This window comes from Mycobacterium sp. 155 (assembly GCF_000373905.1).
Lineage (GTDB): Bacteria > Actinomycetota > Actinomycetes > Mycobacteriales > Mycobacteriaceae > Mycobacterium.
In genome coordinates, this window is the sequence record NZ_KB892705.1 from 1,765,595 (window position 1) to 1,782,094 (window position 16,500).

Annotated in this window: 15 protein-coding genes and 1 pseudogene; 3 read left to right on the forward strand and 13 right to left on the reverse strand. The window is 67.1% G+C overall.

Annotated elements, in window-relative coordinates; all coding sequences use genetic code 11:
* Window positions 1-26: 26 nt before the first annotated feature.
* The 6 genes from carA to B133_RS0108225 form a co-directional block, all read right to left on the reverse strand.
* Window positions 27-1,196, reverse strand: a complete 1,170-nt coding sequence (carA, locus tag B133_RS0108200; RefSeq protein WP_018600301.1) for a glutamine-hydrolyzing carbamoyl-phosphate synthase small subunit — start codon at window positions 1,194-1,196, stop codon at window positions 27-29.
* Window positions 1,193-1,693, reverse strand: coding sequence for a hypothetical protein (locus tag B133_RS0108205; RefSeq protein ID WP_018600302.1), 501 nt, complete (start codon window positions 1,691-1,693; stop codon window positions 1,193-1,195). The genes carA and B133_RS0108205 overlap by 4 nt, the downstream gene beginning before the upstream one ends.
* The gene (locus B133_RS0108210; RefSeq protein ID WP_018600303.1) at window positions 1,690-3,003 is read right to left on the reverse strand and encodes a dihydroorotase; all 1,314 of its coding nucleotides are present in this window, start codon (window positions 3,001-3,003) and stop codon (window positions 1,690-1,692) included. The genes B133_RS0108205 and B133_RS0108210 overlap by 4 nt, the downstream gene beginning before the upstream one ends.
* Entirely contained in the window at window positions 3,000-3,956 is a 957-nt protein-coding gene (locus tag B133_RS0108215; protein ID WP_018600304.1) for an aspartate carbamoyltransferase catalytic subunit, read from the reverse strand. Before B133_RS0108215 ends, B133_RS0108210 begins: the two co-directional genes overlap by 4 nt.
* Window positions 3,957-3,984: 28 nt before the next feature.
* Window positions 3,985-4,542 (reverse strand): bifunctional pyr operon transcriptional regulator/uracil phosphoribosyltransferase PyrR, encoded by a 558-nt coding sequence (gene pyrR / locus B133_RS0108220; RefSeq protein ID WP_026256138.1) that lies wholly within the window; start codon window positions 4,540-4,542, stop codon window positions 3,985-3,987.
* A 94-nt stretch (window positions 4,543-4,636) separates the two neighbouring features.
* The gene (locus B133_RS0108225) at window positions 4,637-5,980 is read right to left on the reverse strand and encodes an MFS transporter (RefSeq protein WP_018600306.1); all 1,344 of its coding nucleotides are present in this window, start codon (window positions 5,978-5,980) and stop codon (window positions 4,637-4,639) included.
* Between the two features lie 121 nt (window positions 5,981-6,101).
* Between B133_RS0108225 and B133_RS0108230 the strand changes: the two genes are divergently transcribed.
* Together B133_RS0108230 and B133_RS22530 are read left to right on the forward strand one after the other, a co-directional pair.
* Entirely contained in the window at window positions 6,102-7,316 is a 1,215-nt protein-coding gene (locus B133_RS0108230) for a serine hydrolase (protein ID WP_026256139.1), read from the forward strand.
* Window positions 7,317-7,377: 61 nt separating this feature from the next.
* Window positions 7,378-8,576: pseudogene (locus B133_RS22530) on the forward strand (FAD-dependent monooxygenase).
* A gap of 5 nt (window positions 8,577-8,581) precedes the next feature.
* Here B133_RS22530 and B133_RS0108240 read toward each other — a convergent pair.
* Genes B133_RS0108240 through B133_RS0108265 form a run of 6 tightly spaced genes read right to left on the reverse strand, consistent with a single transcriptional unit; the run spans window position 8,582 to window position 15,370 of the window.
* Window positions 8,582-11,281, reverse strand: coding sequence for a fumarate reductase/succinate dehydrogenase flavoprotein subunit (locus tag B133_RS0108240; RefSeq protein ID WP_018600308.1), 2,700 nt, complete (start codon window positions 11,279-11,281; stop codon window positions 8,582-8,584).
* Window positions 11,278-12,105 carry an ABC transporter ATP-binding protein gene (locus B133_RS0108245; protein WP_051088040.1) on the reverse strand — a complete coding sequence of 276 codons (828 nt, stop codon included), beginning with the start codon at window positions 12,103-12,105 and terminating at the stop codon, window positions 11,278-11,280. Before B133_RS0108245 ends, B133_RS0108240 begins: the two co-directional genes overlap by 4 nt.
* Entirely contained in the window at window positions 12,102-12,965 is an 864-nt protein-coding gene (locus B133_RS0108250; protein WP_018600310.1) for an ABC transporter permease, read from the reverse strand. Before B133_RS0108250 ends, B133_RS0108245 begins: the two co-directional genes overlap by 4 nt.
* On the reverse strand, window positions 12,962-14,335 hold the full coding sequence (locus B133_RS0108255) for an ABC transporter substrate-binding protein (RefSeq protein WP_051088102.1): 1,374 nt from the start codon (window positions 14,333-14,335) through the stop codon (window positions 12,962-12,964). Before B133_RS0108255 ends, B133_RS0108250 begins: the two co-directional genes overlap by 4 nt.
* A gap of 55 nt (window positions 14,336-14,390) precedes the next feature.
* On the reverse strand, window positions 14,391-14,618 hold the full coding sequence (locus tag B133_RS0108260; RefSeq protein ID WP_018600312.1) for a ferredoxin family protein: 228 nt from the start codon (window positions 14,616-14,618) through the stop codon (window positions 14,391-14,393).
* Window positions 14,615-15,370, reverse strand: coding sequence for a GntR family transcriptional regulator (locus B133_RS0108265; RefSeq protein ID WP_036418494.1), 756 nt, complete (start codon window positions 15,368-15,370; stop codon window positions 14,615-14,617). Before B133_RS0108265 ends, B133_RS0108260 begins: the two co-directional genes overlap by 4 nt.
* 211 nt (window positions 15,371-15,581) lie before the next feature.
* On the opposite strand from B133_RS0108265, the gene B133_RS0108270 reads away from it, so the two are divergent.
* Window positions 15,582-15,878, forward strand: a complete 297-nt coding sequence (locus tag B133_RS0108270) for a hypothetical protein (protein WP_018600314.1) — start codon at window positions 15,582-15,584, stop codon at window positions 15,876-15,878.
* 129 nt (window positions 15,879-16,007) lie between these two features.
* Here the strand turns inward: B133_RS0108270 and nusB are convergent, their stop codons facing one another.
* On the reverse strand, window positions 16,008-16,490 hold the full coding sequence (gene nusB / locus B133_RS0108275; RefSeq protein ID WP_018600315.1) for a transcription antitermination factor NusB: 483 nt from the start codon (window positions 16,488-16,490) through the stop codon (window positions 16,008-16,010).
* Window positions 16,491-16,500: the final 10 nt, after the last annotated feature.

A 16,500-nucleotide genomic window follows, 5' to 3' on the forward strand; every position in this document is an offset into this window, starting at 1 on the left:
GACGCGCACGCTCGCGGTGCAAGGGGTCATTTCGTCCGCCCCGACAGCAGATCGACAAACTGGTCGAACAGGTAGTTGGCATCGTGCGGGCCCGCCGCGGCCTCGGGGTGGTACTGCACCGAGAACGCGCGCCCGTCCGACAGCCGGATACCTTCCACCACACCGTCGTTGGCGCAGGTGTGGCTGACTTCGGCCTTGCCGAACGGGGTGTCGAAGACCTCGCCGGCTTCACCCTCGAGGGCGAAACCGTGGTTCTGTGCGGTGATCGCCACGCGCCCGGTGATGTGGTCGATCACCGGGATATTGATGCCGCGGTGGCCGAACACCATCTTGTAGGTGCACCGGCCCAGCGCCCGGCCCAGGATCTGGTTGCCGAAGCAGATGCCGAACAACGGGATTCCCGCAGCGAGCACCTCGCGAGTGACCCCGACGATGTGATCCGCGGTCGCCGGATCTCCCGGGCCGTTGGACAAGAAGACGCCGTCGGGTTTGAGGTCGGCGATCGCGTCGAAGGTCACCGACGACGGCAGCACGTGGCTGCGGATGCCACGGCGGGCAAAGTTGCGTGGGGTGTTGGTCTTGATGCCCAGGTCGATGGCGGCCACCGTGAACCGGTGTCCGCCTTCAGGCGCTCCATCTGGTTCAACGACGTAGGCGCTACGGGTGCTGACCTCGCCGGCCAGGTCGGCGCCCAGCATCGAAGGCTGGCTGCGGACCCGGGCGAGTAGCTCATCGGCATCGGCCAAGGCGTCCCCGGAGAACACACCGGCCTTCATCGACCCGCGGGTACGCAGGTGACGCACCACCGCGCGGGTATCGATACCGGCGATACCGACGATGCCCTGGCGCACCAGCTCATCGTCGAGGGTGCCGGTGGCCCGCCAGTTCGATGCCCGCGGCGACGGGTCGCGCACCGCGTACCCGGCCACCCAGATCTTGTCCCCGCGGCTTTCGCCGTCCTCGGTGTTCCAACCGGTATTGCCGATCTGCGGTGCCGTGGCGATCACGATCTGCCCGTGGTAGCTGGGATCGGTCAGTGTTTCCTGATAACCGGACATACCGGTGGAGAACACGGCCTCCCCCAGCGTCTGGCCGACAGCCCCGAATCGGGTTCCGGTGAAGATGCGGCCGTCCTCCAGCACCAGCACCGCGGTGCCGCCGGATGATCCGCTGTGCTTCTCATTACTGTTCGTCATGCCTTCTCCTCAAGCCAGCGGTCGTACTCTGCGCGGTTGTCGGCGCGGAATCCGGTGTCGATCTCGGTGCCCGACGGCAACTTCCACCGAATGGCCAAAATCCCATCATGGGTGAGCGCCTTGCCGGCGATGCCTCGCTCGGCACGGATCGCGGTGATCGACTCGTTCGGGATCCAGATGGGGCCGGCCCCGCTGCGCTGCAACATGATTCCCTCGGGATAGCGCGTCAGCACAGCCTTGGCCCGGAACCCGAGATCGCCGGCGGCGACTTTGTCGTTCCAGTGTGGCGCCAGCGTGGTGCCCACATAGAGCCCCTTGGTCGCCGAAACCGTTGCCGCACTGACGGTGTCAGGCAGCGTGGGCAGAGTGCCGATCAACTCGGCCTGGCGTTGCGCCCGGTGCAACCAACCCCGCATCATCTGGCGGATCAGGAACGCGATCAGCAGGGCGACCAGTGCCGCCATCACCACAGAGGCGACCAACGTGGGAGTGTTCACCGTCTCGACTTTCCGTCGAGTGCCGTGATCCGGCCGCGCAACAGCGTGGCAGTGACCATGGCGGGCAGTTCCATCTGTTCGAACGGCGTGTTGTCCGAACGGCTGGCCAGATCCGTTCCCGCCACTGTCCACGTCGCGTCCGGGTCGATCACCGTGAGGTTGGCCGGTTCACCGACCTCGATCGGGCGGCCCTGATCGGGCAGGCCGACGATGGCCGCCGGAGCCTCGCTCATCACCTTGGCCACCCCGCGCCAGGTCAGCAGTCCGGGGCGCAGCATGGTCTCGACGATCACCGACAGCGCGGTCTGCAGTCCGAGCATGCCCGGCCGGGCATAGGAGAATTCGCAACACTTCTCGTGCTCGGCGTGCGGCGCGTGGTCGGTGGCCACGCAGTCGATGACACCGTCGGCCAGAGCCTGCCGCAATGCCTGCGCGTCGGCGGCCTCGCGCAGCGGCGGGTTCACCCGGTTGCGGCCGTCATAGCTGGCCAGCCGGGAGTCATCGAGCAGCAGGTGATGCGGCGTAACCTCCGCGGTGATCGAGATACCCTGCGCCTTGGCCCATTTCAGTAACTCGACGGTGCCAGCAGTGGACGCGTGGCAGATGTGCACCCGGGCCTTGGCATCGCGGGCCAGGATGGCATCCCGTGCGACGATGGATTCTTCGGCCGAGCGCGGCCAGCCGGCCAGGCCGAGCCGGGCGGCGTTGGGGCCCTCGTGTGCGACGGCGCCGACCGTAAGCCGCGGTTCCTCGGCGTGCTGGGCAATGAGCACTCCCAGTCCCGACGCATATTCCAGTGCGCGGCGCATCACCAGCGGATCGTGCACGCACACACCATCGTCGGAGAACATCCGCACCTGGGCGACCCCGGCGGCCATCAGACCCATTTCTGTGAGCTGCTTGCCGTCCAGGCCCACCGTGACCGCACCGACCGGGTGCACATCGACCAGCCCAACCTGCTGGCCCCGAGCCCACACGTGGTCGGTGACCACGGCGGTATCGGCCACCGGATCGGTGTTGGCCATCGCGAACACCGCGGTGTATCCGCCCAATGCCGCAGCGGCAGAACCTGTTTCGATGTCCTCGGCGTACTCGCGACCCGGCTCACGCAGGTGGGTGTGCAGGTCGACGAATCCCGGCAGCAACACCTGGCCTGCGGCCTCGATCACCTCGGCGTCGGGGGCGGCCAGTTCCGCGCCGATCTCCATGATCTGCCCGTCGGCGACCAGAACGTCGACGGGCTCACCCTCGCCATAGAGCCGGACTCCGCGGATCAGCACCTGTGGGTTGCCCTGCGGGTTCTTGCTCATACGCTGATCGCCTCCTGGTCCGCGCCAACCAGCAGATGGAACAGCACCGCCATCCGCACGTGGACACCGTTGGAAACCTGTTGCAGTATTGCCGATTGCGACGAGTCGGCCACCGGGAAAGCGATCTCCATGCCGCGCAGCATCGGGCCCGGGTGCAGCACCACCGCATGGCCGGGCAGCATGGCCTGACGCTTCTCGGACAGTCCGTAGCGCACCGAGTACTCCCGTGCGGACGGAAAGAACCCGCCGTTCATCCGTTCGGCCTGCACCCGCAGCATCAGCACGGCGTCGGCGGCGGGCAGCTCGGCGTCGAGGTCGTTCGAGACCGTGACCGGCCAGCCGGACACACCGACCGGCAGCAGCGTCGGCGGTGCCACCAGCACCACCTCAGCGCCCAGGGCGGCTAGCAGCGACACATTCGACCGTGCCACCCGGCTGTGCAGCACGTCGCCGACGATCACCACGCGCTTGCCGTCGATGGAGCCGAGCCGCTGACGGATGGTCAGGGCGTCGAGCAGGGCCTGGGTGGGATGTTCGTGAGTGCCGTCCCCGGCGTTGATGATGCTGGGGCCTCCCCCGCCGTCCTCAGCAGTCCACTCGGCGAGTTGCTGGGCCGCACCGGAGGCCGGGTGGCGGATGATCAGCGCGTCAGCACCGGCGGCCCGCAGCGTCAGCGCGGTGTCACGCAGCGACTCCCCTTTGGCCACAGACGATCCCGAGGAGCTGACGTTGATCACGTCGGCGCTCATCCACTTGCCGGCCACCTCGAAGGACACGCGGGTGCGGGTCGAGTTCTCATAGAACATCGTGATGATGGTGCGACCGCGCAGCGTCGGCAGCTTCTTGACCTCACGCCCCAGCAGTGCCTCGCGGAACCGGTCGGCGTCGTCGAGAATCGCCGTAGCGTCCTCCCGAGTCAGCTCGGCCGCCGATAGGAGATGGCGCGTCGTCATCGCAGTTGTCTCCTCTTCGCGCGAGCGCTCATCGGGCAATCACCACGCCGTCACGGTCATCATGCTCAGCCAACAGAACGTGCACACTTTCGTTGCGCGCAGTCGGCACGTTCTTGCCGACATAGTCGGCGCGGATGGGCAGCTCGCGGTGCCCGCGATCGACCAGCACGGCGAGCTGAACGACGCTCGGTCGGCCAATGTCGCGCAGCGCATCGAGCGCCGAGCGCACCGATCGGCCGGAGAAAAGGACGTCGTCGACGAGAATGACGACTGCGCCGTCGATACCGCCGGCGGGGATCGACGTCGACGCCAGCGGGCGCGGCGGTTTGAAGTTGAGATCGTCGCGGTAGAGCGTGATGTCCAGCGCGCCGTGTGGCAGCGTCACGCCCGCGAACTCATTGATCTTGTCGGCCAACCGGGTGGCCAATATCACGCCGCGGGTGGGGATTCCGAGAAGTACGACGCGGCCCCGCTCGGCGGGATCGTCCAACGCAGTTTTCTCGATGATCTGATGCGCGATCCGGGAAATGGTTCGGCCAACGTCCGCCGCAGACATCAATTCCCGGTCGGCACTTGAAGAGCCCATAAGGTGACCCTGACCTCCTTCTCCGCCTCTCGGGACGGATCGTTAAAGGACGTCGAACTGCCGCGTAGCTTAGCAGGCAACAGCGACGGTGCCGCTATCCGGTAACAGCGGCGTCCTTTTCCAGCGCGGCACCCTTCGTCTCGGGCAGCAGTGCCGTGCAGACGATGCTGACCACTACGAAGAAGGCGATCATCAGGCCCACCGCCCAGCTGCCGAGGCTCGCTACCAGCGCGCCGGCCACCAGCGGTGGGATGGCGCCACCGACGATGCCCGCGAGATTGAACGCCATGCCGGCGCCGGTGTAGCGGTAGCGAGTGGCGAAGATCTCTGGCAGGAAAGACCCGATGGGTCCGTAGGACAGCCCGAAGATGCAGAAGATGCCGGCGATCGCGACCGCGAAGCCTACCGGGGAGCCGGAGTCGATCAACGGCATCACGACGAACGCCCACGGCAGGGCGAGCGCGAATCCGACAAGGATGATGCGGCGTCGACCGTACCGGTCGCACAGCATCGCCGAGATCGCCGAGAAGACCATCAGAGCCACACCGGCGAGCACACCGACACCGAGAATCAGGCTGCGGGGATGCCCGATGCGGGTGCTGGCATAGCTCATCAGGTAGGTGCCACCCAGGAAGCTCATGGTGAAGATGCCGACCATGCAGCCCGCCGCGAGTGCCACCTGTTTGCTCTGGGTGCGGAACAGCTCGTTGAACGGCGCTTTCGGCACGCCACCGGCGACCTGCTCGCGAGCGAACACCGGTGTCTCGTCGATACTCAGCCGCACGTACAGCGCCACGATGAGCAGTACCGCGCTGAACAGGAACGGCAGCCGCCAGCCCCAGTCGAGGAACACCGCGCTCTTCTCCCCGACGGTGACGCTGACGATGAACACCACCAAGTTGCTCACGGCCAGGCCCGCGCCGGCACCGAGCTGGGTGAACATTCCGTAGGTGCCACGTTTCCCGACGGGCGCGTATTCGGCGCTCAGCAGTGCCGAACCCGCCCACTCGCCGCCGACGGCGAACCCTTGCAGCAGCCGCAACATCAGCAGGATGATCGGTGCGGCGACGCCGATGGTCGCGGCACTGGGCACCAACCCGACGCATACCGTCGACAAGCCCATGATCAGCAGCGTCGCAACCAGAGTCTTCTTGCGCCCCAGCCGATCTCCGAAATGTCCGAACACCGCGGCCCCGATCGGACGGGACAGGAACGCGACCGCGAAGGTGCCCAATGACGAGATGGTCGCCATCGTGGACCCCATGTTCGGGAAGAACACGTGGGGAAAGATCAGGGCGGCCGCGGTCCCGTAGATGTAGAAGTCGTAGAACTCGATCGCTGTGCCGATGAAACTGGCGAAGGCCACTCTGTTCATCGGGTTGGGTGCGGGGCTGGCGACGGGTCCTGATTCGCCGTCGATCTGGTCCTGCTGGGTCATCTGCCTCTTCTCACGCCGCGTTGTTCGCATGGAAGTATCGCGCAACCCGCCGTCATTCTTGTCGGAAATGCGCGGCGGGACCGTCGAGCCGGGTCGTGGCGGGCCCGCTAACGTGACGCGGGTGAACCTCGACGGCAATCAAGCATCCATCCGGGAGGCCATCGACGCCGGCCTGCTCGCCGGCGCGGTGACACTGGTGTGGCAGGCGGGAAAAGTTCTGCAGGTCAACGAGCTGGGCTATCGCGACGTCCAGGCGCGACTGCCGATGCAACGCGACGCCATCTTCCGGATCGCATCGATGTCCAAGCCCGTGACCGTCGCCGCCGCGATGACGCTGGTCGAAGAGGGCAAGCTGCGCCTCGACGAGCCGGTCACCGGCTGGCTGCCCGAACTGGCCGACATGCGGGTGCTGACCGAACCGAGCGGGCCGCTGGATCGCACGGAACCAGCGCGCAGGCCCATCACGTTCGACGATCTGATGACCCACCGCAGCGGCCTGGCCTACGTGTTCTCGGTGACTGGCCCGCTGAGCCGGGAGTACGGCAAGCTGTCCCTGCGCCAAGACCAGGACCGGTGGCTGGCCGCCCTTGCGGCGTTGCCGCTGGCCCATCAGCCCGGAGCCCGGCTCACCTACAGCCATGGCACCGATGTGTTGGGCATCGCTCTGTCGCGGATTGAAGGCAAACCGCTGTCACAGGTACTGGCTGAACGCATCTTGACGCCGCTGGGCATGACCGACACGGCGTTCTCGGTGACCCCCGCGGGGCGACGCCGGGCCGCCACGATGTACCAGCTCGACATTACGGCCGCCGACGGCCCGGTGCTGCGGGATGACGTGATGGGGCCGGCGCCGATCGTGGACCCGCCGTTCTGCGCCGGCGGTTCGGGCCTGTTCTCGACCGTCGACGACTACCTCACCTTTGCCCGCATGCTGCTGGCCGGCGGGACCGTAGACGGGGTACGGGTGCTCTCGGAGGAGTCGGTCACGTTGATGCGCACCGACCGGCTGACCGCCGAGCAGAAGCAGCATCGCTTTCTGGGATCGCCATTCTGGGTGGGCCGCGGGTTCGGGCTCAACTTGTCGGTGGTCACAGATCCGGCCACATCGCGGCAGTTGTTCGGGCCGGGTGGGCTGGGCACATTGAGCTGGCCGGGCGCATACGGCACATGGTGGCAGGCCGACCCGTCGGCGGACCTGATCCTGCTGTACCTGATCCAAAATCATCCGAAGATGTCGGTCGACGCGGCGGCCGTGGCCGGCAACACCTCACTGGCCCGGCTACAGTCCGCCCAGCCCCGGTTCGTCCGTCGCACCTATCAGGCGCTCGATCGCTGAAAACCATTGTTCAGCAACGTTTTATCCGGGCCCGTTTGACTGGGTCGGTAGGCTCTGGGCCATGGACCAGCCGACTGTGCTCATCAGCGGCGCCGGGGTTGCGGGCCTGGCACTCGCCCATTGGCTGACCGAATTCGGTTACCGCGTCGTCGCCGTCGAATCCGCGCCCACGATCCGCCCCGGAGGACAGACCGTGGACCTGCGCGGAGCGGGTCGCGAGGTGGTCACGCGGATGGGCCTGATGACATCGATGCTGTCGCGCACCGTCGACCAGCGCGGTATCGCCTGGGTGCACGCGGACGGCGGCGCCGGGCCGAGATGCCGGTGACGGCGTTCCACGGCAACGGTGTGGTCTCCGCGGTGGAGATCCTGCGCGGCGATCTGGTCGACGTGCTGTACGAGGCCACCCGGGACCGCGCACAGTACCGGTTCTCCACCCGCATCACCGCGATCGACGGCACGGTGGCCACGCTCAGTGACGGGACCCAGGTTGCCGCCGATCTCATCGTCGGTGCCGACGGCCCGCATTCCAACGTGCGCCGCCTGGTGTTCGGACCGGAGGAGCAGTTCGGCAAATACCTTGGCGGCTACCACGCGTGGTTCACCGCACCCGACACGGCTGGTCTCGACGGGTGGTATCTGATGTACCAGGAGCCCGGACACAACGCGTCGATGCGCCCGTCGCACGACCCAACGTTGTGCAAGGCCGGGCTCGCCTTCCGATCCGAACCGATCGACTACGATCGCCGCGATACCACCGAGCAGTTGGCGCTGCTGTCAAGGCAATTCAGTGGGGCCGGCTGGCATTGCCCAGCCTTGCTGGAGGCCGCGCGGGCCGCCGAGGACTTCTATCTCGATGCCTTCCTACAGATCCACATGCCCGCAGTGTCACGGGGGCGGGTGACGTTGGTCGGCGACGCCGGCTATTGCGCCTCGCCGCTGTCGGGGATGGGCACCACGCTCGCGCTGGCCGGGGCTTACGTGCTGGCTGGCGAACTCGGCGCGGCGAACAACCTGGATCCCGACCAGATCCCCGCGGCACTGGCCAGCTACGAGGCCGTGATGCGGCCACTGATCACCCGCTGTCAGGATCTGCCCAACGGCATCGAGGGCTACCTTCCCAAGTCGGAGAAGGACATCGCACTGACCGCCCAAGTGATGAAATGGATGCAGCGCTGGCCTTTTCGGCCGTTTGCCGAACGCAAATGGTTTACCGCAGGCGACACCATCGCCTTGCCGGAGTACCCGGTAGGGCGCTGACCGGATCAGCCCACACGCGACAACGCATGACGCGCGTAGGCCCGGACATCGGCGTCACCGTCGTCGAGCGCACCTGTGAGCGCATCGCGTGCCGCCGTTTCGGTGTCAGCCCACCGGCTGAGGCTGAGCACGGCCGCCTTGCGGACGTCGAGATGCCGGTCGGCCAACGCCTGAGACAGTGAGGGCACCGCGACGGCAGGCTGCGCACCGGCCAACGCCCGCGCCGCGCCCTGCCGCACCTGCCAGGCCGACTCCCCCAGTGCGCGTTGCACATCGGGTACATCGGCGTCGTCGCAGCCGACCTCACCCAGCGACGCCAGCGCGGCCGCGCGGACCAATGGGTCGGGGTCGCCGAGCAACTCGCGCACCGTGCCGGCCCCCGAGCGCAGTGTCGCCAGCCCGTTGGCGGCCGCGATCCGCACCTCTCGGTTCGCGTCGCGCGCGGCCTCGGCCACACCTTCGTCATCGTCGACGGATACCAGAGCCCGCACCGCCTCGATCCGCACCCGGTGATCCGGGTCGGTCAGGGCATTGCGATAGGCGCCGCCGGTACCGACGCGCCGCGAACTGAGCAGATACACGGTGACCGCGCGCACCACCGGATCCGGGGATTGCAACCGCCCGGCGAACTCTCCCGGTTCAGGCAGCACCTCGACCAATTCCCGTACACCGTCGGCAGTTTCCCGCCGTACCGCAGCGTCCCGATCGCCCAGCGCGGCGACCAGTGCCGCCTGGTAACCATCAGGCAACTGCTCAACCAGCGTGGCGACCGCGGTGCGCCGCACCCCTGCATCCGGGTCGGCCAGATAATCGGTGAGGTCGGCCAGCGACGGTTCCTGCAAGGCCAGCACGGCGGCGATCCGCGGTGACGGCGGCGGCACCGGAGCATCGGTGCGTACCCGCGACCGCTGTGCGGCCGGTGCCCGTCCACCGTGCGGGTCAGGCTGCGCGACCGGGGTGACGGGATCCTCGGACGGCAGATGCTCCAGACCCGGAACCGGCACGAAATACGGGGCCACCGGCCGCTTGACGAACCGCATCGCACCGTCGTCGTCCTTGTACAGATTGAGGTGGTAATGCCACCCCTCGTCGTCACGATCGGGTAGGTCGGCGCGCTCGTGGTAGAGCCCCCAGCGGGATTCGGTGCGAGTCAGCGACGAGCGGGCCGCCATCTCCGCGCAGTCGCGGATGAACGACACCTCGGCGGCGCGCATCAGTTCATGCGGGGTGCGGGCGCCGATTCCGGCGACCTCACCGGCCATCCGCTCGAAAGTCTGCACCGCGATCGACAGCTTGGTCGCGGTCTTCGGCGGTGCCACATAGTCGTTGACGAACCGCCGCAGCTTGTATTCCACTTGAGGCTGGGGCGGGCCGTCCGGTTGACGCAGGGGCCGATAGATCAGCTCGTGTGCCCCGGCCAGCTGGTCGGCTGGAAGTTGTTGCGGCAGATCGACATCGGTGCGGGTCGAGGCGGCATGCTCACCCGCGAGATCGCCGTAGACGAACGCGCCGATCATGTAGTTGTGCGGTACGCAGGCCAGGTCGCCTGCCGCGTACAGCCCGGGCACCGTGGTGCGGGCATGCTCGTCGACCCATACCCCGGACGCCGAATGCCCACTGCACAAACCGATCTCGGAGATGTGCATCTCGATGTCATGGCTGCGGTAATCGTGTCCGCGGTTGGCGTGGAAGGTTCCGCGGGTCGGCCGTTCGGTGGTGTGCAGGATGTTTTCTATCGCGGTCAGCGTCTCGTCCGGCAGATGGCTGAGCTTGAGATAGATCGGACCACGCGCCGATTCGATCTCTTGCTTCACCTCGGCCATCATCTGGCCCGACCAATAGTCGGAGTCGACGAACCGCTCACCGAGGGCGTTGACCTGATAGCCGCCGAACGGGTTGGCCACGTAGGCACAGGCCGGGCCGTTGTAGTCCTTGATCAGCGGATTGACCTGGAAACATTCGATACCCGAGAGCTCGGCGCCGGCGTGATAGGCCATCGCGTACCCATCGCCGGCGTTGGTGGGGTTCTCGTAGGTGCCGTACAGGTAGCCCGACGCCGGCAGGCCCAGCCGCCCGCAGGCCCCGGTCGCGAGGATCACGGCTTTGGCCGCGACGGTGACGAATTCCCCGGTGCGGGTGTTGAATGCGGCGGCTCCGACGGCCCTGCCGGTATCCGGATCGGTCAATACCCGCACCGGCATTAACCGGTTCTCAATGCGGATCTTCTCCCGCATCGAACGTTGCCGCAGCACGCGGTACAGCGCCTTCTTGACGTCCTTGCCTTCGGGCATCGGCAACACATAGGACCCCGAGCGGTGCACCCGGCGCACCGCGTACTCGCCGTGCTCGTCCTTCTCGAACTTGACCCCGTAGCGCTCGAGCCGCTGCACCATGGCGAAACCCCGGGTCGCGGTCTGATAGATGGTGCGCTGGTTGACGATTCCGTCGTTGGCCCGGGTGATCTCGGCGACATAATCCTCAGGTACGGCCTTGCCGGGAATGACGGCATTGTTCACCCCGTCCATACCCATGGCCAGCGCTCCGGAGTGCCGCACGTGGGCCTTTTCCAGCAGCAGCACCTGCGCGCCGTTCTCGGCCGCCGTCAGCGCTGCCATCGTGCCCGCGGTGCCACCTCCGATCACCAGGACGTCGCAGTCCAGCCGCAGCGCATCGGCGATGTCCGGGATGGCAGTCGGTTCGGTCATGATTGCTCCAGTGCGGCAATGATCTCGGCGCGTAACGCCGGGCGTCCAATGTGGTCGGTACGGGGCTCGGGCACGTCGAGCAGCGCACGCAACGGCTGCCCCGCGCGGCCTAGCACCGCGACCCGGTCCCCCAGCGTCAACGCCTCATCGACGTCGTGGGTGACGAAGACAACCGTGGTCGGGTGCGCCCGCCAGGTGTCGATGAGCAGCCGCTGCATGGCGGCGCGAGTCTGGGTGTCCAGCGCGGCGAACGGCTCGTCCATCATCACCGCGCGGGGTGCACCGGCCAGGCCGCGGGCCAACTGAACCCGTTGGCGCATACCGCCCGAGAGACTCTTGGGCAGGAAGTCGGCGAAGCCGCTCAGCCCGACCTCGGTGATCCAGCGCTCGGCACGATCGCGTCTGTCATTGCGCGGCTCGCCGCAGCGGTCATTGCGCGGCCCGCTGCGGCGGCTATTGCGCGGCTCGCCGCGGAGTTGCAGCGCCAGTTCGATATTGGAGCGCACGGTGCGCCAAGGCAGCAGCGCGCTGTCCTGGAACACCATGCCCCGGTCCCGCGAGGTGGTGGTGACCGGTTCGTCGTCGGCGAGCACCCGGCCCGCATCAGGACGCAGCAGGCCGGTCAACGCGCGCAGCAAGGTCGACTTGCCGCAGCCCGACGGTCCGGTGAGCACCAGGATCTCACCGGGCTGCACGGTCAGGCTCAGCCCGTCGATCACTGGGGTCCCGGTGTAGGACAACGTGATTTCGTCGAGCTCCAGTCGCATGCCGGCAGTCGCCGCGGGAGCGCTCACCGCAACGACGCTCTTCGCGCGAGCACTCATCGGGCCGACTCCTCGGCACGGGGCAGCCACCGGGTGGCCCGACGGCCGATCAGTTCCACCGCGGAGGCCGTACCGAAGCCCAGGACGCCGATGGTGATGATGCCGACAAACACGTCGGGGTAGTTCAACACGGTGTAGGCCTGCCACGTGCGGTAGCCGACACCGAGCCGGCCCGAGATCATCTCGGCCGAGATCACACAGATCCACGCGACGCCCATGCCCACCGAGAGCCCCCCGAACAGGCCGGGCAGGATGCCGGGCAACACGACGAGGCGTAATACGTCCAAACGCCCGCCGCCGAGGGTGCGCACCGAGTCTTCCCAGATGGTCGGCAGAGCGCGCACGGCGTGGCGGACACTGACCATGATCGGGAAGTACGCGGCCAGGAACGTGATGAACACGATGCCGGCCTCGTCGCTGGGGAACAGCAGGATGGCCACCGGAACCATGGCAATAGCCGGGATCGGCCGGGCCAGTTCGGTCAGCGGCCCGAGGACGTCGGCGAACAGGGTCGAGCGGCCGAGCAGGATGCCGGTGATCACCCCGACGACCGCAGCCAGCCCGAATCCGGTGAGAATCCGGATCAGTGACTGGGCGAGGTCCAGCCAGTACTCGGGGGTGCCGAGGCGGTGCACCAGCGCGGCGGCGATGTCGGTGACCGTGGGCAGAGTGTCGAAACGCAGCCCGGCGCGCACGTGGTTGGCGGTCAGGACCTGCCACAACCCGATGGCGGCGAGCACCGACCCCAGCCGCACCAAGCGGTATCGCCACGGCGATGCGGTGCGGCGGTTGGTGATCAGTGCGATGGTGACCGCCGCTGTGGCGGCGCCCGAGGCGGGAACGGCGTCGGTGGTGGTCATACCGCACCCGCCAAAGCCTGCTGGTAGTCGACGACGGTGGTGCCCGGGTGGGCGTGGGTATAGCGCTGGGCGCCCGCCGGGGTGCCGAATGGCAGGTAGTTGGCACCGTCCTGGACCCACACCGACTTGTCGGCGAACCACCGGGTGCCCAGTTCGGCATCGGGGACGTAGGCGGCCCGAACTTTCACGCCGCGGGCCTCGGCGTCGCGGACGGCTTTGAGCAGGCAGGTCGGCGTCGCCGCGGCGACGGTGCTGTCAGAACCGTCGAGCCACAGCTCGCTCGCCGTCGCCGGGTTGTCGACCGGAGCATTGCACAGCGTGTCGGTGCCGCCGAGCACCGAAGGATTGACGGTCGACTTCAGTGCGGCCTCGTAGTCCTTGCCCCGCTCGGCGAATGCGGCCCGCAGCGGAGCATCTTGTACGAACCCCGTGACGTCGAGGTCCGCGAAGGTATCGATCGATTTCAGGTACGGCACATCGCCTTTGAGCGCCTCGATTAGGGACGGCTTGAGTGTGGTATCGAACGAGGTGCCACCCGGCCCGTTGTAGAGATAGACCACTTCCTGCGGTAATCCGCTGCCGTCGGCCACGATCCGGGCTGCCTCCAGCGGTTTGGTGTTGAGGAAGTCGGTCGCGTCGAGCTGGGCCTGCAGGAAGGCATCGAGCACCTCGGGATGCTCGGCGGCGTACGCACGTCGCACTACCACGCCGTGCAGGGTCGGATAGTTCAACTCGGCACCGTCGTAGAGCAGCCGCGCCTTACCTTGCTGCACCAGTAGGCCGGGCCATGCGACGAACTGCGAAAGCGCTTGTACCTGACCGGATTCCAGAGACGATGCACCGACCTGCGGCTGCTGGTTGAGCACCTCGACTCCGGTCTTGGGATCGACGCCTGCCTTGCCGAGCGCCTGAACAAGCATGCCGTGACCGGCCGATCCGACGCTGGCCGAGATCTTCTTACCGGCCAAGTCAGCCAAGGTCTGGGCAGGCGAATTCGGCGCCACCACAACCATGTTCAGTGCACCCCTGGGGTTGTACCCGGTGACCGAGACGATCTCGGTCTTGGCGCGCGCGTTGGCCTGCGTCTTCGATCCGTTGATCAGCATCGGGTAGTCACCCATCGAGCCGATATCGATCTTCTCGGCCACCATCTGCGCCGTGATCGGCGCACCGGTGTCGTAGTCCTGCCAGGTGACGTTGTATTTGGTGCCGGTGCGGGTGGTGATATCGGCCAACCGTCGCTCCAGGTAGCCCTGAGCGCGTAGCAGCGTTCCGGCAGTGACGGTGTTGATGGTCTTGGACTGGTAGCCGACGACCACGTCGACGGTGTTGGCGGACTTCGTTGCCGAGTCCAGCGAGCAACCGGCCATGGCGAGCGTGAATCCCACGGCCAGGGCGATCAGGGCTGTCTTCACTTCGGGTCCTCTAACGGATCAGGTAGGGCATGTTGACATGGACGGCGCCGGTGGGACAGCGAGCGGCACACGGCCCGCAGTACCAGCACTCGTCGACGTGCATGTAGGCCTTGCCGTTGGCGGGGTTGATCGCCAAGGCGTCCAGGGGGCACACATCGACGCACAAGGTGCAGCCTTCGATACACAGGGACTCGTCGATCGTCACGGGGACATCGGCGCGCTGATTGACCAACGTCATGCGTCGCTCCTAACAAGGTTGCCGCGCATGGTGATTCGGTCACCACGCATGCGGATGTATTCGAGGTCGACTGGCCTGCCGTCGTCCAGACTGGTGAGGCGCTCGGCCATCAGCAACGCCGATCCGGCGGGCACCTGCAGAGTGGCCGCCGAATGCGGATCGGCCGAAACCGCCTCCAGCGCAAAGGTTGCCCCGCCCAATCGGTGTCCGCTGACCTGCTCGATGAGCGCGAACACGTCGTTGGTCTCCAGCGGATGCCCGATGACCTGCTCGCCGATGTCGGGAACCAAATAGGTCAGATCCAGTGACACGGGTAGGTCGCCGAGATGACGGAGCCGTTCGATGTAGACCACCTGTGCGCCGGGCTCCAACGCGAGCTTGCGCGTCACACCCGGCGGGCCGGCCAGATGCAGCACCGCCCGGACCTCGTTGCGGACCTCGCCGTAGTCCTTGAACGTTTCCTTGAGTCCGACAAGCGCGTCGAGGCCGTGGTCGTACTTGCGGACCGCCACATGGGTGCCGACCTTGGTGCCGCGGTCGATCAAACCTTCGTTCTTGAGCACGGAAAGTGCTTCGCGAATGGCATTGCGGGAAACAAAGAACTCCGCCGCCAGCTCGGCCTCGGTGGGCAGCCCGTCTGCGTAGACCCCATCGTAAATCTGATGACGCAGCACGTCGGCCACCTGACGGGCCTGGTCGGCGCGGGGACGCCGGATCGGCAACGGACCGGGATGCGCTTCGGGCTTCGACACGCAAACACGGTAAGGGCGCCGCGAGGGGCGCCGCGGCGCGCCGGATTCGGTGGTGGTGCGGGTTAACTGATTGCGCCGCCTGCACGGGGCCTACACCAGGTCAAACCGGGTGCGGATACGGGTATTACGCCATCTGCCGCAGGTCGCGAACTTACAATCGCGCTGATCGAAACGACATCGTGAGTTGCGAAACGGTCTATGGGAGGGAACCGTGAAGACACTGCAGCGCGCCGCGGCGATCGCCGCTGCAGCATTCGTTCCGATGGCATTCACCGCGGCGCTCACGCCCGCGGTGAGCCGCGCAGACTGCGACAACGGCTCGTGGTGGAATCCCGTGACAAACAGTTGCCAGGCGCCGCTGGTGCCGAACTGCGACAACGGCTGGTGGGATCCCGCGGCCAACGCCTGTCGGCCCGCGATCGGCACCACGCCGCTGGCATGCGACAACGGCTGGTGGTGGGATCCGGTCGCGAATGTGTGCCGACCCCCGGTGCTGCCTCCGCCCTAGGACTGGCCGTAACGGGTCGAGGCTTCCCTCACATGCGCGAGCGTGCGCAGAATGCTGACGTATTGCGGTGTGTTGGCCAGCAGACGCGCACGCTCGCGGTGTGAAGGTGCAGCTATGTGAAGATTGCGGCTAGTTGTCCTGGGTGCCCACACTGCGGACGGCCTGGGCGGCCGCCCGGATCTGCGGGGTCACCAGCATCACCTGGCCGAGCACACCATTGACGAACCCCGGTGACTCATCGGTGGACAGCTCCTTGGCCAGCTCGACCGCCTCATCGACGGCGACCGGTTCGGGCACGTCCTCGGCGTGCAGCAGCTCCCAGACCGCCACCCGCAGGATCGCCCGGTCCACGGCGGGCAGCCGATCCAGAGTCCAGCCCTGCAGGTGCGCGGAGATCAAGTCGTCAACGTGGGCGGCGTGTTCGGTCACCCCGCGCGCCACCGTCACCGTGTACGGATTAAGCGCGGATATCTCCGGGTCGTCTTCGGCCAGCGCGATGCGGCCATCGGCCACCGTCTCCGGCGTCAGGCCGCGCGCCTCGGCCTCGAACAGCACGTCCACCGCACGCTTGCGGGCCTGATGACGGCCCCGGTCACCGCGGCGGTCAGCCATTCCCGTCGCT